At 43.9% G+C, this 21,863-nt stretch carries 19 protein-coding genes and 4 tRNA genes; 14 read left to right on the top strand and 9 right to left on the bottom strand.

All coding sequences use genetic code 11. The features are described from left to right. Position 1: 1 nt before the first annotated feature. The 12 genes from B2727_RS09460 to B2727_RS09405 all read left to right on the top strand — a co-directional run bounded on the left by B2727_RS09460 (position 2) and on the right by B2727_RS09405 (position 8,370). Positions 2 to 2,023, top strand: coding sequence for a multicopper oxidase domain-containing protein (locus B2727_RS09460; protein ID WP_033133466.1), 2,022 nt, complete (start codon positions 2 to 4; stop codon positions 2,021 to 2,023). Continuing rightward, on the top strand, positions 2,010 to 2,912 hold the full coding sequence (locus tag B2727_RS09455) for a copper resistance protein B (protein WP_033133467.1): 903 nt from the start codon (positions 2,010 to 2,012) through the stop codon (positions 2,910 to 2,912). The genes B2727_RS09460 and B2727_RS09455 overlap by 14 nt, the downstream gene beginning before the upstream one ends. Before the next feature lie 82 nt (positions 2,913 to 2,994). Next, complete coding sequence (locus B2727_RS09450; RefSeq protein WP_033133468.1) at positions 2,995 to 3,495, top strand: hypothetical protein; 501 nt, start codon at positions 2,995 to 2,997, stop codon at positions 3,493 to 3,495. 1 nt (position 3,496) lies between these two features. Then, on the top strand, positions 3,497 to 4,042 hold the full coding sequence (locus B2727_RS09445) for a hypothetical protein (protein WP_033133469.1): 546 nt from the start codon (positions 3,497 to 3,499) through the stop codon (positions 4,040 to 4,042). A 168-nt stretch (positions 4,043 to 4,210) separates the two neighbouring features. Next, positions 4,211 to 4,528, top strand: a complete 318-nt coding sequence (locus B2727_RS09440; protein ID WP_004655532.1) for a DMT family transporter — start codon at positions 4,211 to 4,213, stop codon at positions 4,526 to 4,528. A 17-nt stretch (positions 4,529 to 4,545) separates the two neighbouring features. After that, entirely contained in the window at positions 4,546 to 5,034 is a 489-nt protein-coding gene (locus B2727_RS09435; RefSeq protein ID WP_033133470.1) for a methylated-DNA--[protein]-cysteine S-methyltransferase, read from the top strand. 349 nt (positions 5,035 to 5,383) lie between these two features. Next, positions 5,384 to 6,604 (top strand): bifunctional glutamate N-acetyltransferase/amino-acid acetyltransferase ArgJ, encoded by a 1,221-nt coding sequence (gene argJ, locus B2727_RS09430; RefSeq protein WP_033133471.1) that lies wholly within the window; start codon positions 5,384 to 5,386, stop codon positions 6,602 to 6,604. 143 nt (positions 6,605 to 6,747) lie between these two features. Beyond that, complete coding sequence (nadA, locus tag B2727_RS09425) at positions 6,748 to 7,812, top strand: quinolinate synthase NadA (RefSeq protein WP_004655525.1); 1,065 nt, start codon at positions 6,748 to 6,750, stop codon at positions 7,810 to 7,812. 143 nt (positions 7,813 to 7,955) lie between these two features. Further along, a tRNA-Pro gene (locus B2727_RS09420) sits at positions 7,956 to 8,032 on the top strand. Between the two features lie 68 nt (positions 8,033 to 8,100). Beyond that, positions 8,101 to 8,177 (top strand) — tRNA-Arg (locus B2727_RS09415). A 36-nt stretch (positions 8,178 to 8,213) separates the two neighbouring features. Beyond that, a tRNA-His gene (locus B2727_RS09410) sits at positions 8,214 to 8,289 on the top strand. Positions 8,290 to 8,293: 4 nt separating this feature from the next. Further along, a tRNA-Pro gene (locus B2727_RS09405) sits at positions 8,294 to 8,370 on the top strand. 380 nt (positions 8,371 to 8,750) lie between these two features. On the opposite strand, the gene B2727_RS09400 is transcribed toward B2727_RS09405, so the two are convergent. Both B2727_RS09400 and B2727_RS09395 read right to left on the bottom strand, forming a co-directional pair. After that, entirely contained in the window at positions 8,751 to 9,392 is a 642-nt protein-coding gene (locus B2727_RS09400; RefSeq protein WP_033133473.1) for a T6SS effector amidase Tae4 family protein, read from the bottom strand. After that, entirely contained in the window at positions 9,382 to 9,912 is a 531-nt protein-coding gene (locus B2727_RS09395; RefSeq protein ID WP_033133474.1) for a PAAR domain-containing protein, read from the bottom strand. The genes B2727_RS09400 and B2727_RS09395 overlap by 11 nt, the downstream gene beginning before the upstream one ends. A gap of 403 nt (positions 9,913 to 10,315) precedes the next feature. On the opposite strand from B2727_RS09395, the gene B2727_RS09390 reads away from it, so the two are divergent. Beyond that, a complete protein-coding gene (locus B2727_RS09390) occupies positions 10,316 to 11,920 on the top strand; it encodes a GMC family oxidoreductase (RefSeq protein WP_033133475.1) in 1,605 nt (534 codons plus the stop codon). Between the two features lie 39 nt (positions 11,921 to 11,959). Here the strand turns inward: B2727_RS09390 and B2727_RS09385 are convergent, their stop codons facing one another. From B2727_RS09385 to B2727_RS09375, 3 genes are all read right to left on the bottom strand, one after another. Beyond that, a complete protein-coding gene (locus B2727_RS09385) occupies positions 11,960 to 12,715 on the bottom strand; it encodes an NUDIX hydrolase (protein ID WP_033133476.1) in 756 nt (251 codons plus the stop codon). 329 nt (positions 12,716 to 13,044) lie between these two features. Then, positions 13,045 to 14,532, bottom strand: a complete 1,488-nt coding sequence (locus tag B2727_RS09380) for a nicotinate phosphoribosyltransferase (protein WP_033133477.1) — start codon at positions 14,530 to 14,532, stop codon at positions 13,045 to 13,047. Between the two features lie 18 nt (positions 14,533 to 14,550). Next, positions 14,551 to 15,435: a phosphoribosyltransferase family protein gene (locus B2727_RS09375; RefSeq protein WP_033133478.1), complete on the bottom strand. Its 885-nt coding sequence runs from the start codon at positions 15,433 to 15,435 to the stop codon at positions 14,551 to 14,553. Positions 15,436 to 15,791: 356 nt separating this feature from the next. Here B2727_RS09375 and B2727_RS09370 point away from each other — a divergent pair, with 356 nt between their 5' ends. After that, complete coding sequence (locus tag B2727_RS09370) at positions 15,792 to 16,967, top strand: zinc-binding dehydrogenase (protein ID WP_005205683.1); 1,176 nt, start codon at positions 15,792 to 15,794, stop codon at positions 16,965 to 16,967. A 71-nt stretch (positions 16,968 to 17,038) separates the two neighbouring features. On the opposite strand, the gene B2727_RS09365 is transcribed toward B2727_RS09370, so the two are convergent. The 4 genes from B2727_RS09365 to betI all read right to left on the bottom strand — a co-directional run bounded on the left by B2727_RS09365 (position 17,039) and on the right by betI (position 21,764). Then, positions 17,039 to 17,821, bottom strand: a complete 783-nt coding sequence (locus B2727_RS09365) for a TorF family putative porin (protein ID WP_033133479.1) — start codon at positions 17,819 to 17,821, stop codon at positions 17,039 to 17,041. Positions 17,822 to 17,886: 65 nt separating this feature from the next. Further along, positions 17,887 to 19,581 (bottom strand): choline dehydrogenase, encoded by a 1,695-nt coding sequence (gene betA, locus B2727_RS09360; RefSeq protein WP_033133480.1) that lies wholly within the window; start codon positions 19,579 to 19,581, stop codon positions 17,887 to 17,889. 91 nt (positions 19,582 to 19,672) lie between these two features. Then, a complete protein-coding gene (gene betB, locus B2727_RS09355; RefSeq protein ID WP_004804721.1) occupies positions 19,673 to 21,145 on the bottom strand; it encodes a betaine-aldehyde dehydrogenase in 1,473 nt (490 codons plus the stop codon). Beyond that, positions 21,138 to 21,764 carry a transcriptional regulator BetI gene (betI, locus tag B2727_RS09350; RefSeq protein WP_004804724.1) on the bottom strand — a complete coding sequence of 209 codons (627 nt, stop codon included), beginning with the start codon at positions 21,762 to 21,764 and terminating at the stop codon, positions 21,138 to 21,140. Before betI ends, betB begins: the two co-directional genes overlap by 8 nt. Between the last annotated feature and the right edge of the window lie 99 nt (positions 21,765 to 21,863).

Below are 21,863 nucleotides of genomic sequence, written 5' to 3'. Positions count from 1 at the left end.
CATGTCTTCAAAACTATATGCTGGTGTTGTCGCTAGCTTAAGCCTATTGTTTGCGCCTTATACTTTGGCTGCAATTAAAGAATATCATCTGAACATTAATGAAGGGATGGTGAATGTCACTGGCAAGCCCGTCAAACGCATTACCGTAAACGGTAAATTTATCGCCCCGCTCTTAGAGTTTGAAGAGGGTGATGAAGCGGTCATTCATGTGCATAACCAACTCAAAAATCAAGATACCTCTTTGCATTGGCATGGATTGCTGTTACCTGGATTGATGGATGGTGTACCAGGTTTTAATGGTTTCCAAGGGATTAAGCCGAATGGCAGTTTTGAATACCGCTTCAAAGTACGTCAAAACGGCACCTATTGGTATCACGCACATAGCAAAGGGCAGGAACAAGATGGTTTGTATGGCGCGTTGGTGATTTATCCAAAAGGCAAGCAACCTGTTGCTGCCCATGAAAAAGCTGAACGTGATTATGTGGTGATGTTGTCGGATTTCCATGAAACGGAAAGTGACAAGATCATGGCGAATTTGAAAAAATCTGCTGAATACTACCAAAATCATCGTGAAACACTGGGTGATGTCTGGAAACAAGTTAAAACGCAGGGTTTAAAAGCCACCTGGCAAGACCGTTCCGCATGGAATCAGATGCGTATGGCCAAAACCGACATGGGCGATGTAGATGGCTACACCTTCTTGGTCAATGGTCAGACACCACAACAAAACTGGACTGGTGCTTTTAACGCGGGTGAAAAAGTACGTTTACGTTTTATCAATGCTTCAGCAATGTCTTTCTTTGATGTACGTATTCCCAACTTAAAAATGACGGTGGTCAGTGCCGATGGCCAGCCCGTGAAACCTGTTCCTGTGGATGAATTCCGTATTGGAACAGCCGAAACTTATGATGTATTGGTTGAGCCTAAACAAGCCCATTATCAGATTGAAGCAGAGTCGATTGACCGTACTGGCTTTGCTATTGGCTCACTGCACAATAGCATGACGCCCAATACCCAAAAGGTTCAGATTCCTAAAGCGCGTCCACGTGCCTTATTAACCATGGAAGATATGGGGATGGATCATGGTGCACATGGTCAAATGGATATGGGCAAGATGGATCATAGCCAGCATCAGATGCCGCAAGATAAGGCGAAGACTGCAACAACTTCACAGCCCGCTATGGATCACAGTGCACATGGCCAAATGAATATGGCGGATATGGATCATAGCCAGCACCAGATGCCGCAAGATATGGCGAAGACTGCAACGACTTCGCAGCCTGCTATGGATCACAGTGCACATGCTCAAATGAATATGGCGGATATGGATCATAGTCAGCACCAGATGCCGCAAGACATGGCGAAGACTGCAACAACTTCGCAGTCCACTATGGATCACAGTGCACATGCTCAAATGGATATGAGCAATATGGACCATAGCCAGCATCAATCAACTGCCACTACGGACACTTCAAACACGGATACCGTGCAGGGTTGGGCCAATGCAGCAACGCCAGCAGGTCATAAAGCGTTAAGTTATGCAGATTTGCAATCTTTAAAGCCACAACCTGAAAGCTATAGCCGTCCAGCAGAACGTGAAGTGGTAATTCGTTTGGGTGGAACCATGGAGCGTTATATCTGGACCATTGATGGCAAGAAATTTAGCGATCCTGACTTCAAGCCTTTAACCGTGCGTTATGGTGAGCGTATCCGACTCAAATTTGTCAATGACAGTATGATGGCGCATCCGATGCATTTACATGGCATGTTTATGCAGCTGGAAAATGGTCAGGCACCTCAAGATATGCCAAATAAACATACTCTGGTCGTACCACCGGGTAAGACCGTTACGGCTTTATTGACTGCGGATGAAATCGGTGAATGGGCGATCCATTGTCATCTGTTGTATCACATGAGTGCGGGCATGATGAGTAAGTTAATTGTCGCCAATGTGGATGACAGCAAAGCAGCACAAACAACACCAGTTCAATCATCTCAAGGAGCGAGCCATGCACATCACTAAGCAATCTTCTAAGATGAAACGTTATACACAATTATTGGCGATTGGTGGCATTGTCTCTTCTTTCAGTGCATTGACCTATGCACATGAAGGACATGATCACTCGATGCAAATGGATATGTCGGCACAGCAGAACATGACAATGAATGCATCCATGCCGATGGACCATTCACAGCATCAAAGCCCAAGTATTTCCTCTCAGATACAGAATCAAGATGGGCATGCTGACCATTATAAGGAACATGGCGGACAGATTTATCAGTCGACGCAGTTAGATACGCAATGGCTACTTGATGAAGATGGGCAGGGCACGCTCAAATCCAAGTTAAAAACTTGGGTGGGAACTGATGAAAATAAATTATTCATCATTGCGGACTATGCCAAGGCCGAGTCAGAAAAATCGGAGCAAAGTCTGGCTGCGCTATACAGTCGGAATATTGCAGATTTCTGGGATGTACAGGCTGGGGTAAATTATCGCTATAACCCTGAGCGTGAGGTGGATAAGGAACAATTTGAGGGTGTTGTCGGTTTTCACGGCATGGCGCAGTATTTCTTCGAAACCGATGCACATCTGTATGTCGGACAAGACCAACAATGGCGCTTTGTGTTGGAAACAGAACGAGATTTGTTGCTGACTCAAAAGTTGATCCTGCAACCATATCTGGAAATGGAATGGGTACTGCGAGATGAATCCAAGTATGCTGCTAAAACAGGTCTTGCCGATGCTGAAGTGGGGGTTAAAACCCGCTATGAAATCGTCAAGAATCGAGTGATGCCTTTTATCGATGTTGGCTATGGTTATAGCAAAGGGCGTAAGGAAACCAACTGGCAAACTGCCAGTGACTCCAAAACCGGTTGGGTCTATGGTGCTGGTCTGTCGCTAAAGTTCTGATATTTTGTTTAAAATGTCATTTTTTCGAGATACTGTTGGTTTATACTGACAGTATCTTTTTTGAGTCATTCATGGTGCATAAATGGCTTTAGAACAACAAGACAATCCAATAATAGATAAACTAAACGCGTCGACTAACTTGAGAGAAAAATCTCAACGTGTGTCGGCTTCTCAGCTTGAGTTGATTCCTGCCGATGGCAGTATGCATGTGAGTTTTTATTATATTCCCCATATGTGCAGCCCAGTAGAAGCACAGCGCGTAAGAAAAGCATTACTGCCTTTTTCAGATCAACTCATTGAACACTGTATTGATTTAGAAGCACGCCATTTAGCCCTCTATCATCAGGACCCGATTGCTGAGGTGACTGCCGCATTACAGCGCTTGAATCTTGGTGCAGAATTACAGCAAACCATGCCGCATTATGAACCGATGGAACTGGCGACCTCTAAACCACAAGTCGCTCAGAATAAAGATCAGCAGCAAGATGAAAATGTCTTAAGCCTGATTCAACAGTTCTTTTCAACTGCTTTAACACGATTTAAGCAATGGATAAAAGCTTTAGGCAATAAACAGGATCAATAACATGCCGAGATGGATGTATGGCTTGCTAGTGATTGCACTCGGCTGGATGCTGTGGACAAAATGGATTAAGCCTACACCTGATATCAGTCAGATTACGACTCAGCAAGGTGTACAAGTTGTGGCATTAGAAAATTATGAGGGTTCCTTCCGTGTGCTTTCCAGAGAAGACTATAACTTGGGGCGTGAAGCTGAGTTTTCTCCTATGGATATTGCCGTAGGTTGGGGTGAAATGGCCAACCCTCAGGTGTATAAACAGATTGATATTTCCCAAAGTAACCGTTGGTATCGTTGGTCTATCGATCATGAGCCACCCATTCCACTGCGTCAGATTGCAACACACAGTGCCAATATGCATCTCGTCCCCGCCAATGCCGCAATTGCAACACAAATGAAAAAAATTAAACAAGATGATTTGGTGTATTTAAAAGGCTCGCTGATTGAGATTCAGGCCAAAGATGGTTGGCGTTGGAAAAGCTCTTTATCTCGAGAAGATACGGGTAATGGCGCGTGTGAGTTGATGCGGGTCGATCAAATTGTCTGGCAGTAGTCGAATTAAATAAAGAGCTTCATTTTTTCAAAAGCTTAGTCAATATAGATACAGAACAAATCACATATTTAAAAATTCCACAGTACACTACTGCACCTAGGAGGACGACCTCCCTCGAAAAAATCACGTTGGGACGACCCGACACTCGATAAAGTTGAGCGTAATAAAATGGCATGGGCAATTTTAATTTTGGCAGGTATTTTTGAAGTTATTTGGGCATATTCTATGAAGATGTCTGAAGGATTTACCAAGTTAACGCCAAGTATCGTGACCATTGTTTTCATGATTTTAAGTGTGGTATTACTTTCGATGTCGATGCGGACTTTACCACTTGGGACGGCCTATACCATCTGGACGGGAATTGGTGCGATTGGATCATTTGTTGTCGGCATTTTGATCTTGAATGAACCGATGACGGCTATGCGCATGATCGCAGCGGTATTAATCGTTTCAGGTCTTGTGTTGATGAAGTTATCATCAAATTAATGATTGAGGAGAGCGTGATGCAACTGGTGTATATGTACATGGATTCTCCTGTGGGTGCATTAAAACTGGTTGCTCATGATCAGGCACTTGTCGCCGTGATGTGGGACAATGAAGACCATAAACGGGTGCGGCTTTCTGAGCTGATTGAAGATCGCCAGCATCCAATGCTGCATCGTGTCAAACAACAATTAGAACAATATTTTGTAGGGCAACGTCAGCAGTTTGATTTACCACTTGATTTCCAAGGTACTGCATTTCAGCAACAAGTCTGGCAGGCTTTATTGAGCATTCCTTATGGGGAAACACGCAGTTATAAAGACATTGCTATTCAGTTAGGGAATGAAAAAGCGGTTCGTGCGGTTGGGGCAGCCAATGGTAAGAATCCGATTTCGATTATTGCGCCGTGTCATCGGGTGATTGGTTCGAGTGGGGCTTTGGTGGGTTTTGCGGGTGGTTTGGATAAGAAGCAGATTTTACTGAGTTTAGAGCAAAGCCAAATTCCATAATCTGTAGTGTTAATACTCGATTTTCATTTCTTTTTGGAATAAGCTACTTAACAGATATGAATCGACATATTTTATGACTTGAACCGTAACTCAGTTATTAGCGAGGCGGTGTCTTGCTTAGTGTAATTCAATATTAGGAATAACCTTCGGTTCGAGTTACTTTGGTTTCGCCCAAAGTAACCAAAGGCATTGTCATCTACAAAACCTGTTCACTTGTTGCATTTGTTTTATCTATCGCAGAAACGGGATATTACAAATACCACGCAGGTTGTAGATGACCTTTCCGAGTCTCATATATAGGGTATGTATTCATTTTCTTTTTCATAACAAATTGAATGGAAGTTTAAAAATGGCTGTTGGTGACGTAACAATGCCACTTATGCATGTGGTGCAGGGTGTAAAAATTGGCTCAACTGAGGCGTATGTACGTTATCCAAATCGACGAGATTTAGTCATTTTTGAATTTGCCGAAGGCTCAAATGTTGCAGGGGTATTTACCCAAAGCGCTTTTGCGGCTGCGCCTGTTCAATTGAGTAAAAAGCATTTAACAGAAAATACCCCACGTTACCTGATTATCAACACGGGTAATGCCAATGCTGCAACAGGAACAGTTGGTTATAAAAATGCAGAAGCGACTTGTGCCAAGTTAGCTGAGTTAACCGGTGTTCAAGCCAATCAGATTTTACCCTTTTCAACTGGTGTGATTGGTGAGCAACTCCCGATTGAACGTTTAGTACAAGGCATTCAACCTGCATTAAATGATTTAAATGCAGATCGTTGGGCGGACGCGGCATCAGGCATCATGACCACCGATACCACACCAAAAGGTGCATCTGAACAGTTTGAGCTGGATGGTGTGACCTATACCATGACGGGAGTTAGCAAAGGCGCTGGCATGATTCGTCCGAATATGGCAACCATGCTCAGCTTCGTTGCAACCGATGCCCCGATTAGTGCTGAATTGGTACAGCGTTTATTGCAAACCACGGTTGAGCATTCCTTTAACCGCATTACCATTGATGGTGATACCTCGACCAATGACTCTTGTATCTTTGTCGCAACGGGTCTAGCTGGCGGTGCTGAAATTCAGAGCCAAGACGATGCACGTTATCAACAAGTGCTCGATGTGCTTGCACGTATTATGAATCGTTTGGCGCAATTGATTGTGCGTGATGGTGAAGGCGCGACCAAGTTCATTACTGTTCAGGTGGAAGGCGGAGCCAATACCCAAGAATGTTGTGATGTGGCCTATAGTGTTGCTGAGTCACCGTTAATTAAAACGGCTTTATTCGCTTCAGATCCAAACTGGGGGCGTATTGTAATGGCGATTGGTAAGGCGGGCGTGCCAAACCTAGATAGCAGCAAAGTTCAAGTTTGGCTTGGTGATGTACAAATCTGCTTAGATGGTGGTGCAAACCCAGACTATACCGAAGAAGCAGGCGCAGCCGTCATGGCGGAGAAGGAAATTAGCATTCGTATCGATCTTGGTCGTGGTACAGCAAAAGATACGGTTTATACCTGTGACTTTTCTTACGACTATGTCAAAATTAATGCCGATTATCGCTCATAAATTTGCGTTATAATAAAGCCTCCACAGTGGGGCTTTTTTTATAAGCTAGTTTGTGGATGAGGTGATTTTTCCCAAATGATCACGCCATTACCCACGTTAAAAGTTTGCAGTGATGCAAGCACGCAGGATAGAGAAGACGTTTTATGAATGATGCGAATTTAATTGCGAACGAAGCCAAAAATATTGTGCAGGCGCATTTAGATCGTTTGGGCGAGCCAAAGGACAATAGCCTTAGCCCAGAAGTGAAACAAGAAAAGTTTGCCCAAATTGCAGCAGAGTTGAAAAAACGCAATGCAGTGCTTGTGGCTCACTATTACTGTGATCCGGAAGTGCAAGAGCTTGCCGAGCTCACGGGTGGCTGTGTTTCTGATTCATTGGAAATGGCGCGTTTTGGTCGTGATCATCCTGCAACAACGCTTGTGGTGGCAGGCGTGAAGTTTATGGGCGAAACCTCAAAAATCTTATCCCCTGAAAAAACCGTGTTGATGCCAACCCTAGAAGCAACCTGTTCACTCGATTTGGGCTGTCCTGTGGATGAATTCACTGCATTCTGTGATCAGCACCCTGATCATACCGTGGTGGTCTATGCCAACACCTCGGCGGCTGTGAAAGCACGTGCCGATTGGGTGGTGACTTCAAGTTGTGCGGTAGAGATCATTGAGCACTTAGATAGCTTGGGTGAAAAAATTATTTGGGCGCCAGATCAGCATTTAGGTCGCTATATTCAAAAGAAAACAGGCGCTGAAATGTTGTTGTGGGATGGTGCATGTATCGTGCATGAAGAGTTCCGCGCCCGTGGTATTGCGCAAATGAAGGCACTCTATCCTGATGCTGCGGTCTTGGTTCATCCTGAGTCACCTGAATCGGTGGTAGATATTGCTGATGCGGTGGGAAGTACCTCGCAATTGATTAAAGCAGCACAGACCTTGCCGCATAAACAAATGATCGTGGCAACAGATCGCGGCATTTTCTATAAAATGCAGCAAGCCGCACCAGATAAAGAATTATTTGAAGCGCCAACTGCAGGTGAGGGTGCAACGTGTCGTTCATGTGCACATTGCCCGTGGATGGCAATGAATGAACTGGATGGTATTTTGCATGTATTGCAGCATGCTGATCAAGAAATACACGTCGATCCAGCCTTAGCTGAACGTGCGAAATTACCCTTAGATCGAATGTTGAACTTTAGTGCTTCTTTGAAACGCTAAAATGTCTGAAAATGCTTGTTAAATATACATTTGATAAGGATTTATTAGTTTTTTGGAAAATAGGTGTTGACGTTCTAGGGCGTCGCGCCTAGAATGCACACCGTACCGCACGATGTGCGATATACTAAAAGCTGAAAAGAAATCGGAGCATAGCACAGCCTGGTAGTGCACCTGGTTTGGGACCAGGGGGTCGTAGGTTCGAATCCTACTGCTCCGACCATTTAAAATGTGTTGAAAAACATAGTTTTAAATATCGGCGAAGTATCGTGATAGTATTATCATCGTTATGCGCCTGTAGCTCAGTTGGATAGAGCATCCGCCTTCTAAGCGGATGGTCACAGGTTCGAATCCTGTCAGGCGCGCCATTTGGCAGCTTGGTATATAGAATCAAAGTTTTGATGGTGGATGTAGCTCAGTTGGTAGAGCCCTGGATTGTGATTCCAGTTGTCGCGGGTTCGAATCCCGTCATTCACCCCAATTTCGGAGCATAGCACAGCCTGGTAGTGCACCTGGTTTGGGACCAGGGGGTCGTAGGTTCGAATCCTACTGCTCCGACCATCATCTTAAAAGATGAGATAAAATACCGCTAAGTTAGCGGTTTTTTTACGTCTGGATTTTTTAAATTTAATAGCTTAAATTGAGTCCGTAGCCGTAGGTCGCGGCGTACCAATTCACGATAAATGTAGAGATTAAAAATACAAGAACTAAGATCATGATGAATTTATAGCTCGCTTTTTTGGCTGCTATAAGATAACCAGCCAACATGCTTAAGATGAACCAAAACCAAGTATAGATCATTAAAAAGTTCTTAAATGAACCACTGCAACCTTCTATACATGGCCTTTTATGTTTTAATAAGTTAATAAAAATTTCATGCGAAAGTTGCATTAAAACAATGATAATGATGAGACTTAAGATAGGGTATATAATCTTTTTTATCATTTGACCTCAAAAAATAATATTCGCTTGGATTGAGCATAATCCGTATATTGATATCGACCTATATTCATTCTATTTATACCAAAAAAGAATCTAGGTACTGTTGTCCAATTATTGGTTAGCCTAAAATTATTCCATAGATCTATATGTCCTCCAGAGGCAATATCTCTAAGCTCTTCTAGCCCATCTCTTTGCCAAAAGTCTCCAAAGTAAACAATTCCTGTACGGCCTTTAATTTTTTTCTGCCAATCTTTGCCAGTGATATCCTCCGCTGGGCCGATACCACAAACTGGACGTGTTTGTAACCACTGGGCAAATTCATTTGCTCTTGTTGAGGTGGGTAATCCTTTTAAAAGTAAGCGACCAATAGTTGCTTCATTTTTTTCTGGTTTTATTAGTTTTTCTGAGAAAGAAGTCATTTTTATACCAGTGCGATGAAATGTAACACTCATTCGAATTGCACATTGATTTTCAAACTCGTCAGGTATTTTTCCATTTACAGTATAAGGTGGAGTTTTGTCACCATAGTAATTATCCCATAACTCTTTAAATGTTATTGGCACAATACCCACCATACTACAAGCCGCAACAGAACCTCGTTTGGGATTTGTTTTAACAGTCCCCGATTGATTAACTGGCATCACCACCACGCTTGGTGAGTGCTTCTTCACCTAAATAGAGTTTATAAGAAGCATGTCCCTCGGTTTCAATCCGTGGCAGTTTCCCATCAGTACCAATTGTGCCTTGAAAGATTTTACCGTCAGCTGTTTCGATCAAGTAGGGCATACCTTCGGCAAAACTAAACTCAGCTGCCACTTGTTCATCGAAAACCTGAGGGCTGCTGGTATTGAGGAAGTTGCTAACAGCGGATGAACTATTCGGGCCTGTACCGATTCCGTTATCTCTCACCACAAGGCTTTGATTCGGGAAAAAGGTTGCGCCGCAAGTGGCTTTGTCACCTGCCATAATAATTGTTCTAGTGCCTGCCATTAAAAAGCCTTTGCCTGAGGATTGAGCTGTAGCCATCACTTGGCATTTGGGGCAATAGTGCTTCATTCCTTCTACATGTGCTGGAATCCCTTCAATGAGAAAGGTGTGATCTGCCTCTTGTACTATGCCACCGTGGTCTGTATGACAACCTTTGGTGATGAGTGCCTTCATTATTTTATCCAGTAAATAATATTCAGTTATTTGAAAAATTTGTTTTAATAAAACTAATAAGTGATTTATTTACTTGGTTTGGCTATTCAAAGTAAAGTGGAATGCAAACATTGTCCTGATGTGTTAAAGGAGTAAGTTTGAAGTGTTGATTGATGAGTCCATTCTGAGCCTTTTGCCAGTTTTAAATAGACATGAATGAATATTATTAGGAGGTGACTTATTGGCTTCTGAAAGATTGCATTTTTACTGCAAGGGCATTGCTTGATTTGGCTATTGCGCTTTGAGGATGATCCAGTTAAGTTGCTTATATTGATATGAATTGGTTAGACAACTACAACAGTATTTAAATGCCGTGTTCGGCATAATGCTTCCACTTTTTAAAAAGAAAAAACAGAGTATAGCGATGACAGAAACAGCTTTTGATTTTGTAATTATAGGTGGTGGTTCAGTAGGATCGGTACTGGCTGGGCGATTATCAGAAAATCCAAATATTTCGGTATGTTTATTAGAAGCTGGTGGTGATGGCAATAGTTGGTTGGTGAATACACCTTCAGCAGCAGTGATTAGTATTCCGACTAAAATTAATAACTGGGCTTTAGAAACCATTCCACAAAAAGGATTGAATGGCCGAAAAGGCTATCAACCGCGAGGTAAGTGCTTAGGTGGAAGTTCTGCCATCAATGCAATGGTGTATATCCGTGGACATCGCAGTGACTACGATCATTGGGCTGCTTTGGGTAATGCGGGATGGTCTTATGACGATGTTTTACCATATTTTATAAAATCAGAGCATAACGAGCGCATTCGTAATGAATATCATGGGCAGCATGGTCCACTTAATGTCAGTGAATTACGTTCAGATAATCCTTATCAAAAAACTTTTGTTGAAGCTGCGAAGCAGGTGAATTATCCACTCAATGATGATTTCAATGGTGCAGAACAAGAAGGACTCGGTGTTTATCAGGTCACGCAAAAAAATGGCGAACGCTGGAGTGCTGCCCGAGGTTATCTATTTCCTCATTTAGGCCAGCGCTCCAATCTACATGTGATTACCAAAGCTTTGGTGTCAAAAATTGTGATTGAAAATGGTCGTGCTGTTGGGGTCGAATATAAACACAATGAACAAAGCACAGTTGTTCGAGCCAAGAAAGAAGTCTTATTGTCAGCAGGAGCATTCCAGTCACCACAAATCTTGATGCTATCTGGTATTGGCCCACGTCAAGAGCTTGAAAAGCACGGTATTCCCGTTGTTAAAGATTTGGCGGGTGTGGGTGAAAACCTGCATGACCATCCAGACTTTATTTTTGCTTATAAGACCAAGCAAATGGAGGGAACCTTTGGGGTGTCAGTGGGTGGAAGCCTAGATCTAGTCAAGCAGATTGGACGTTATCGTAAAGAGCGTCGCGGTTTGATCACCACCAATTTTGCTGAGTGTGGTGGTTTCTTAAAAACTCGTCCTGAGCTGGATAAGCCAAATCTACAACTGCATTTCGTGATTGCGGTGGTGGATAACCATGCGCGCACCATGCATATGGGACACGGGATTTCATGCCACGTCTGTTTGTTGAATCCGCGTGCGCGTGGTTCAGTCAAACTCAGTGGTAAACATGTGGATGATCCATTGCTGATTGACTTTAAATTCCTTGAGGATGAACAAGATCTTCAGGATATGGTCGATGGTTATAAAGTCACGCAAAAGTTAATGAACGCACCCGCTTTAAGTGAAAAAATTAAAGAGGATATGTTTACCGCCAATGTGCAGTCTGATGATGAAATTCGTGAGATTTTACGCCAACGTGTCGATACGGTGTATCACCCAGTCGGCAGTTGTAAAATGGGTGTGGATGAGATGGCCGTGGTTGATCCTGAACTGAAAGTCTATGGTATTGAGGGACTGCGAGTTATTGATGCCTCCATTATGCCAACCGTGGTGAATGGTAATACCAATGCACCGACGATTATGATTGCTGAAAAAGCGGTGGACTTAATTCGTCAAACGTGGAAGTAAACTTAAACGATCAGTAATTGGAGCTAAGCTAGAAATATCTTAGCTCTTTTCATTTTCAGCGTTGTTGCGTGGCGTTTCCAACATACGTGGAAAGGTGAAGTTATAATTTTCCAGTGCATAGCGAAACAATTGAGCAGGGCGCTTGCCGACAATTTTTTGCTGTCCTGTTTCTTCAACTGCACCTGCTTCCTGCATACGCCGTCTGAATGATTTCTTTTCTAATGTATGACCTAAAATAATTTCATAAATGGTTTGTAATTCGGTCAGGGTAAAAAGCTCAGGCATGAGACTGGCGGGTAGAGCGGTGTAACGGGTTTTGTTGCCAAGGCGATCATAAGCGAGTTGGAGCAGTTGTTGATGATCAAAGGCTAAATCCAGTTGTAATGCTTGATCGATCGGAAGCCATTGACTATGCTCAGTGGTGTGACTTGCTTGAATTTCAAATTTGTCAAAATCAATCAGGGCAAAATATAAAGCGGTAATCGACCAGCCGCGTGGATCACGATGTTGATTGCCAATGGTTTCGACTTGTTCTAGGTAAGGGGAATGAATCCCTGTTTTTTCAAGTAGTTTGCGGTGTGCCGTTGCCATTAAGTCTGGGTCGGTTTTTAAATCGACAAAGCCACCCGGTAGCGCCCATTTGCCTTTTTCGGGAAAGTTGGAGCGCTGAATCATTAAGACTTGTAATTGACCTTTTGCCACAGAAAAAATTGCCATATCGACCGTAAACAGTGGGGTGTCATAGTCTGTTTTTTGGTAGTGGGCAAGGTATTCCTGTTCGGACGTATAGGTCATTTGGTGTTATCTCATGGATGAGTGAATCAAGTATAAAGGTTTTTATAGATTTGAATGTGCTGTTTATAAATGAAAAAACAGTTTAGCTTGTTTCGGCATAGCAACATTCGTCATCGAGAAATCAAAACTTTTGTGTATTGGCAATTGCATACTTTTGGGGATAAGGCCTAAGCAAAAACTGTTCATTGCTGCGGTTAGTTGATGCTGCATCCTGAGCCCAGTTCAAAATAGCATTCTGAATTTCGTGCAAGATTGTTAAATGGGCGGCATTCATGCCGCCTGTCATGATGTAACGTAGATGAACTGCAAATTAGAGGTCTTGATATTGCTTAGACCAATCTCTCCCGAATTTGATCGAGCGAGCATTCTCTTAACAATTGACCATTTTCAAATACTGTTTGCAGTGCCCCCATCTTCTCCTGTTCAAAGCTTTGTTGATCAAAGAGCTCAAAACCATTTTCGGTTTGTTCAACCCGTAATAAGCCCTTGGCTGATTTTTTAACACCCGAGTCGGTCACTGGATCTTTAAACAGTTCGCGACCGACGCCATTGACCTGCCCCCACGTGGCTTTTACAGCAAAACCAAAGCTATCGCGAGTCAAATAGTTATAGGTATAGCTGCCAATTCCAAAAACCAGATTGTTGGAAGCAAAGCCTTTGGCTTCCAAACCTTTTAAGATATTTTGTGCACGTTCTAGGGTAATTGAGTCACCATAGATTAAGCCAACACGCTCATTCAGTACTTTATAGCCTTGCGTTGTTTCTGTGCCGCCAAAAATCTCCCATAAACATTGCACTGCACCTTTATAAGCAGGACTATCTCGCTCAGCATCAGGATCGCCGCAGATAATTTTCACGGGATCACCTGAGTCAGGGCGAAACACCACTTTGGCGAGTCCGAGGGCATTCGGTTGGCGTTTTAAAATCTCTGCTTTTAATTCCACGCTAAACTCGGTAATCACACGCCAGAAATCCCAAGTATCTGAAACGATACTGACTACCCCAGCAGGATAAAGCTCACAGATCAGGCGTCTAAAGGTTTCGATTTCACTTTCTTCACTGCCCATACACATCACACTGTGTTCTGTTGCAGGCACTGAAACACCGATGACACCAGTGGCGTTATAATATTCTTCAGCATAGTCAATTGATGCAACTGAATCGGTACCGATAAAACTGGTCAAGTGCCCCACGCCTGATTGGGCTGCATCATAGATCCCACTCATCCCACGGCTACTAAAATCATGGCCTTGAACAGCAACAAAGTCTAAAGGTGCACCTGTTTTTTCTGCATATTGGGTCAACAAGCGTTTGTATTCATAGGCAATGCTGGCGGTGGTACAGCTTTTCCAGAGTTCGGCACTGAGCACGGTTTCAATATAGTTGGTTAACCAAAAGAAATTCGGATCAGTATTGATGATGGTCAATACTGGTACTTTGATATTGACGCGGCTACCTTCTGGCAAGGCTTTAATTTTTAATGGTAAATAACCAAGATCGTGCAAGGCTTCGATGTGCTCGACGGGCACAGCACCTTCACCTAAAGCGTTGTCCATACGGCGTTTATAGGCTGCCACCACTTTGGCTTTAGCTTGATTGAAGAAGCCTTCATTCCAAGTTTCAATCAGAAAGTGTTTGATAAAGCCTTGCAGACCAAAGAACACAATCTTGTCATCAAAGTCAGGCAGCATTTTGGCTAAACGTGATGAACGCGGGGTAAAGTTGGCATAGACGTATTCAGTTCCCACTGGATACTGGCGACGGTGGTCTGCTTTATAGAAATCAATTGCATTGAGTGGGTTAATTTTAATACTCATTTTTATCGGCCTTTTGCTTTAATCTTGATTTTGAAAATTGATGATATTGAGTTTGCTTGCTTCTGCTTGTGGCAGGCTATTGCTGGTAAAGAGCTGATCGACCAAGCCATCAAATACCGCGAGACCTTTGCTAAAAATGCCATGGGTGACATACAAAATAATGTTTTGGCAATTTAGGCTGCGTAGTTGTTTGGCAATACCAATAAAGGTGGCACCACCATCGCAAATATCATCGGTGATCACGGCTGTTTTTCCTGTCAAATCAGGGCTATCCACCGCCGTTGTTCTAATTTTGCCAGTGCTTGGATCACGTTTCTTTTCACAGTGAATCACTTCAATGGTCTGTTGGCGTTTCGGATTGATACCGTTTGCAATCGCTTGGGTGCGTTGTATTGCACCTGCATCAGGGCAGATCAATACCGTATTGTCGGCGCTTAAAATCTGCATTAATGCTGGGCTTTGCTGGATAATCTCAATCGGTTCAATATTGATTACCTGTTGGAAGCTGGTATTTTTGCGTAACAGCTCAAGGGTCACTGGGCTATGGCAATCCCACACCACAATTTTCTGACGTTGTCCCACAAATTTTTCGCTATTGCTATTCAATAGCTTGGTCATTAAATCTAGAGAGAAGGCCTGACCTTGTGCACAGATACGGTCTTGACGTGCATAGGGAAAATAAGGGATTTCCACCGAAAGGCGAGTGCCTTGTTCTAGTAACACATTTTCCAATAATAGATAATCCATCACATCTGTACTGTTCTGAAGTGAGGCTTTGATCTGCGTGTCAGCTTGTAATTGGTTCAATAACTCAGGTTGTAGTTGAATATGACGTTCACCACCTGAAAACTGCAAAAACTCGATGGGAACATTGGCTTGAGTTGTCATAAGTTGAATCGTCATTTTTAATTTCTCTTTTATAGTGGCTTAAAGCCAGTAAATATATAGTGTCATAAAGACACTATTAAATGCAAGGTTTAAATTTGATTGTTTTAATAAAAATAGGGAAGCAATTTAGAAAAATAGATTCATCTATTTGAAGTTAAAAGAGAATAATTTTTAAACTTTTTTTGAATCAATTGAGCGATTTTAAAATACATCATTTGCTGACTTTATTACTGCGATATATTGATATTTAGGTCATAGTTTTTGACAATTATCCTTGTCAGGATTGAGTCATGTGTTGTTTGCTTGGTACAGCAACGGGTCAAAGTGCTAAAAGCGAACAATGGGAATAAAACAAAAAAGGAAAGCATCCTATGAAATCTCTGATTTGTCATAACGCTGAGTTAAAACTGGAAGACAGCCTTCAATTGGTTCCTGCAAAGGGGCAAGTCTTACTTGAAGTGGTACGTTGCGGTATCTGTGGTTCTGATTTACACATGCAGCATCACTGTGATCATATGCATGATTTGGCAGCGCGAGTTGGCTTTAATGGGGTGGCAAAGTCCTCGGATAAATTGGTTTTCGGGCATGAGTTCTGCGGCAAAGTCTTGGATTACGGTCCAAAAACACGCCGTAAATTGAAAGCCGATACTTTGGTTTGTGCCATGCCCTTATTAAATGTCGATCCACAAGGCTATGTGCCGACGGGGCTGTCACCGAGTGCTTCAGGTGGTTATGCAGAACAGGTCTTAGTGCAATCCAGTTTGATGTTTGAAGTGCCGAATGGTTTAGATGCGGACAGTGCCGCACTGACTGAGCCGATGGCTGTTGCGCTGCATGCAGTACGTCGTAGTCGAATCAAGAAAAATGAGCCAGCGATTGTGATTGGCTGTGGTCCCGTGGGTTTGGGTGTGATTATTATGCTCAAAGCAGCGGGTGTCAAAACCGTAGTCGCCAGTGATTTTTCACCGAATCGCCGTCGCTTGGCCGAGCAGTGTGGTGCAGATATCTTGATTGATCCTAAACAGCAATCGCCATTTAGCAGTTGGAAAGAGCTTGGCTTATTGGGCAATGTCTCAGAAGCGATTAATATGGGCATGGGGATTTTTGATAAGGTTCAGACCTACTCATTACCGTGGGTGAATGCCATGCGTGTCGGGGATAAACTCGGGTTACTGCCAAAACGTCCGGTGATTTTTGAATGCGTGGGTGTGGCTGGGATCATGCAGCAGATCTTGGAGGGTGCACCTTTATTCTCACGTATTGTCGGAGTAGGGGTTTGTATGCAAAGTGATAAGATCGAACCTGCGTTGGCGATCAATAAAGAATTAGAAATCCAGTATGTGCTGGGTTATACCCCACTTGAGTTCCGTGACACCCTGCATATGATTGCGGAAGGTAAAGTTGATTGTTCACCATTGATCACGGGTGTGGTCGGTTTGGAAGGCGTCGGCAATGCGTTTGAGGCGCTGCGCGACCCAGAGCAACATGCCAAGATTTTGATTGATCCAAAACGTGCAGGTTCAACGATTGAACTGATCAAGCCTTAATATTCAAGATTCTAAAAAGCCGCTTTCAATGAAGCGGCTTTTTTATGTCAGAAGTCTTGATCCCGTTTGGATTAGAAACTTTTGGTCAATGACAGGGTTACGGTTGAATCAATCGGATTCGATACTTTGGCGTTGGGATTACCATTGCTGTATTGCTGATAAAAACCGTCTTTATCCCATGCTTTGCTATAGGTCAAGCTGCTTGAAAGGTTATATGGCAGTTCTTTGTTGACGGCAAAACTGGCATCTTGGAAGCTGGCTGCAGAAAAGTTTTTAATGCGTTGGTTGCCATAATGGGCATCGACAGACCAACCTTGCGTAATCGGTTGATGCCAATTGACATCCAAATACCCCGAGCCACGTGAATGCTTATTGTTGCCGACGCCCAAAGTATCCGAGTTATTGCCGAAATAATCTTGGGTATAGGTCATCGCATATTTAACGCTGAGTGGCCCATAGCTGATCTCAGGGATAATTTCCCCATAATCAAAACGGGTATGGCCGGTATCCGCAGTGGTTTTTGCCCCAGGATAATAGTAATAAGCGACTTTGGTGCCAACGGTGATATCACCAAAACTGTGGCTATAGCCAGTATATACATCCCACTCGACCGAGGCATCCCGAATAAAATGATCACTTACCGTCGATGCCCAAGTCCCTGCATAAAAACCGTTGGCATGGTTGTAATCCAGTCCACCTTGTAAGGCAGGTTTACCCCAAGTTTGTTGAAAACCGCGAGAAACGTATTGGCTGGCCGCAGTGATATTGGCCGAGTAGGGTGAAGGGGTTTCAGTGGCGTGGGTGCTTTGAAAGTAAAAAGCCAAAGGTGCAATTAAGAATAAAGTTTTTTTCATCATTTCTCCCTGAATGAAGTGAAACCCGAAGCTGAGCTTCGGGTATCCCCTGAGGAATATCTTCCTTATAGTATTGGACGTAACGGCGCTTGACGTACAGGTGCTGTACCCGCTTTGTAATAACCCGCTTCAGAGCGAGGGAGTTTCTTGCCACGGATTTTATCGGCAATTTTTTCTGCGATCATAATGGTGGTGGCATTCAGGTTACCAGTAATGATCAGTGGCATGATGGAAGCATCAACCACACGTAAGCCTTGTACGCCATGAACGCGACCTTGACCATCGACTACGGCCATATCGTCTTCGCCCATCTTACAGCTACATGATGGGTGAAATGCTGTTTCGGCATGGGTGCGGACGAATTCATCTAGTTCTGCATCGGTTTGGATATGTTTACCCGGACTGATTTCTTCACCACGATATGGATCAAGTGCAGGTTGCGCCATGATTTCACGGGTGATACGGATCGCATCACGGAATTCACGCCAGTCTTGTTCAGTTGACATGTAGTTGAACAGAATACTTGGATGCTCAAACGGATCTTTTGATTTCAGCTTGATACGACCACGCGACGGTGAGCGCATTGAACCGACATGGGCTTGGAAGCCATGCTCTTTTACTGCATTACTACCGTTGTAGTTAATCGCAACAGGTAAGAAGTGATATTGGATATTCGGCCAGTCAAACTCTTCCGAGCTACGGATAAAGCCACCCGCTTCGAACTGATTGCTCGCGCCAACGCCAGTGCCATTGAATAACCATTCAGCACCGATTGCAGGCTGGTTATACCATTGCAGTGCAGGGTAGAGTGATACAGGTTGCGTACATTGGTATTGCAAGTACATTTCTAAGTGGTCTTGCAGGTTCTCACCTACGCCCGGCAAGTCATGCACGACATCAATATCCATCGATTTCAGGAAGTTGCTTTCACCCACACCTGAGCGTTGCAAGATTTGTGGCGATGCAATTGCACCTGCACAGAGCAAGACTTCACGTTTCGCTTGTGCCTGTTTCATATTGGCTTTGTCTGCACCAATAATATATTCCACACCCACGGCCTGTTTTTGATTGAACAGGATGCGGTTGGTGGTGGCATGCGTGACGATGGTCAAATTCGGACGACCTTTGGCTAGATCCAGATAACCACGGGCTGTACTAGAACGGCGACCTTTTGGGGTCACAGTACGGTCCATTGGGCCAAAGCCTTCTTGTTGATAACCATTTAAGTCATCGGTACGTGGGTAACCTGCCTGTACGCCTGCTTCAACCATGGCATGGAATAAGACATTGTTGCCATTTTTAGGGGTTGCGACGGATACTGGACCCTTGTCACCGTGGTAGTCATTACCACCGATATCACGAGTTTCGGCTTTTTTGTAATACGGCAAGCAGTCTGCATAGGTCCAGTCTTCCAGACCTTTCATTGTTGCCCACTGATCCAAGTCCATGGCATTACCACGGATATAGCACATGCCGTTAATCAGAGAAGAACCACCTAAGCCCTTACCACGACCACACTCCATACGGCGATTGTTCATGTGTGGTTCAGGATCGGTTTCATAGGCCCAGTTATAGCGACGACCTTGTAAAGGAAAAGCCAAAGCAGCTGGCATTTGAGTACGGAAATCTAAACGGTAGTCTGGACCACCTGCTTCCAATAATAAAACAGTCACGTCTTTGTCTTCAGTCAGACGTGTTGCGAGCACATTTCCGGCAGATCCTGCGCCAATGATAATGTAGTCATATGCTTGAGTATTCATCGTTATCCCTTTTTCTATTCTTGAGGATGCCGATGCAATCATGGGATTGCTCGGCATTGAGGATTAATTTTGAGGGTGAAAGCTAAGGGCATTAGAAAATGCTGTGATACTCACCCAACTCAACTTGAACGGATTTGATACGGGTGTAATGACCCAAAGTGGTTAAGCCATTTTCACGGCCAACACCAGATTGCTTGTAGCCACCGACTGGCATTTCCGCAGGCGATTCGCCCCAGGTATTGATCCAGCAGATACCTGCTTCAAGTTGATGAATCATGCGATGCGCTTTGGTGATGTCTTGTGTCACAACACCTGCGGCTAAGCCAAAGGTGGTGTCATTGGCACGACGGATTACTTCTTCCTCAGTTTCATAGCTGAGAATGCTCATCACTGGGCCAAAGATTTCTTCTTGCACAATTGCCATATCATCTTGGCAGTTGCTGAATACCGTCGGGAGTACATAAGCACCTTTGGCTAAGTCGCCTTCAGTGGCACGGCCACCACCGATCAACAGTTTTGCACCTTGCTGTTTGCCTGACTCAATGAAAGACAACACTTTTTCCATATGCGGGAAACTGGTGAGAGGTCCGAAATTGGTTTGCTCAGCCATCGGATCACCGATACGGATACGTTTTACCCGTTCCACAACGGCTGCTTCAAAGTCAGCAAGCAAGGCTTTTGGTACAAACACACGGGTACCATTGGTGCAGACTTGACCTGAGCTAAAGAAGTTTGCCATCACTGCGATATCCGCAGCGCGGTCGAGGTTGGCATCATCACAAATAATCAGGGGGGATTTACCGCCCAGCTCCATCGTGACTTCTTTCAAGGTTGAACCCGCAGCACTGGCCATCACTTTCTTGCCTGTTTCGACACCACCCGTGAACGAGATTTTTTCAATCACAGGATGTTCAGTTAACCATTGACCGATATCACGACCCGCACCTTGGACCACGTTAAATACGCCGTCTGGTACGCCCGCTTCGGTATAGATTTCAGCAAGTTTAAATGCAGTCAGTGGGGTGGTTTCGCTTGGTTTGAAAATCATGGCATTACCCGCTGCTAGGGCAGGCGCAGATTTCCACATGGCGATTTGAATTGGATAGTTCCAAGCACCGATACCAGCCACTACACCGAGGGGTTCACGACGAGTATAAAAGAAGCTTGATTCGCGCAGTGGCACTTGCTCGCCTTGAATCGCGGTTGCAAGACCTGCGTAGTATTCGAGTACATCTGCGCCTGTTACGATATCCACAGTTGAGGTTTCGCTATAGGCTTTACCGGTATCGAGGGTTTCGAGCTGGGCAAGTTCGTCATTACGTTCACGTAAGATATCAACTGCACGACGTAAGATGCGTGAACGCTCCATCGCCGTCATCGCTGCCCAGATTTTTTGGCCTTGTTGTGCGCTTTGAACAGCCGCTTCAATGTCTTGTTGTGATGCTTGTTGAAGTGTTGCGATCACTTCACCGTTGGCAGGGTTAATGCTGTTAAATGTTTTGCCACTGGTCGCTGCGACATAACGTCCGTGGATATATAACTGGTGAACTTGTGCATCACTCATTCTGTTTCTCCTGCAAAGGCTTGTTCGCAAATTGAATTTGCGTTTTTACATAATCGTAAGCAATGGAACGGGCCAGTTGGCTGTCAAACTCGTCGTGACTACTTAAACTGCCGCGTAACCATAATCCGTCAATCAAAGCTGCTAATCCGCGAGCAGCGATGCTTGCCTGTTGTTTATCATCGACCAACATAAGAAAATAATGTTTCAAGTTGGAATACAGGCGTTGATCATTAATTCGTTGTAAACGTCCAAGTTCGGGAAGGTGCATACTGGCAGACCAAAAGTCTAACCAGACCCGCATGGCTTGTTTGTTGACCTGACTGATATCGAAGTTGGAATCAATAATGGCCTTGATCTGGCTTTCTGGATGCGTATCTGCTTCGGCTTTGTATTGGTCAGTCTTTTGACGCAAAACGTTGAGCATTTCTTGCATACAGGTATTGATCAATCCCTGTTTGTCACCAAAATAGTGACTCACAATACCAGTCGATAGTTCGGCCTTTTTTGCAATCTGTGCAATGGTGGTATTGGATAACCCCACTTCAGAAATTACATAAAATGCGGCGCTAATAATTTCTTCACGTCGCACATGCTCTGGTTTTACTCTACGCTTTGTCATGCTTATCCATTTAAAGCCCTGCCAAGGTGCTTTTTATTCAACATTTCTCGATGTAGAGCATCATAACATTTTTTTATCATACTTTTTATTGATTGAACG

It is taken from the genome of Acinetobacter sp. UBA991, from assembly GCF_002292065.1.
GTDB classification, from domain to species: domain Bacteria; phylum Pseudomonadota; class Gammaproteobacteria; order Pseudomonadales; family Moraxellaceae; genus Acinetobacter; species Acinetobacter higginsii.
This window is presented reverse-complemented; position numbering and strand designations above follow the sequence as displayed.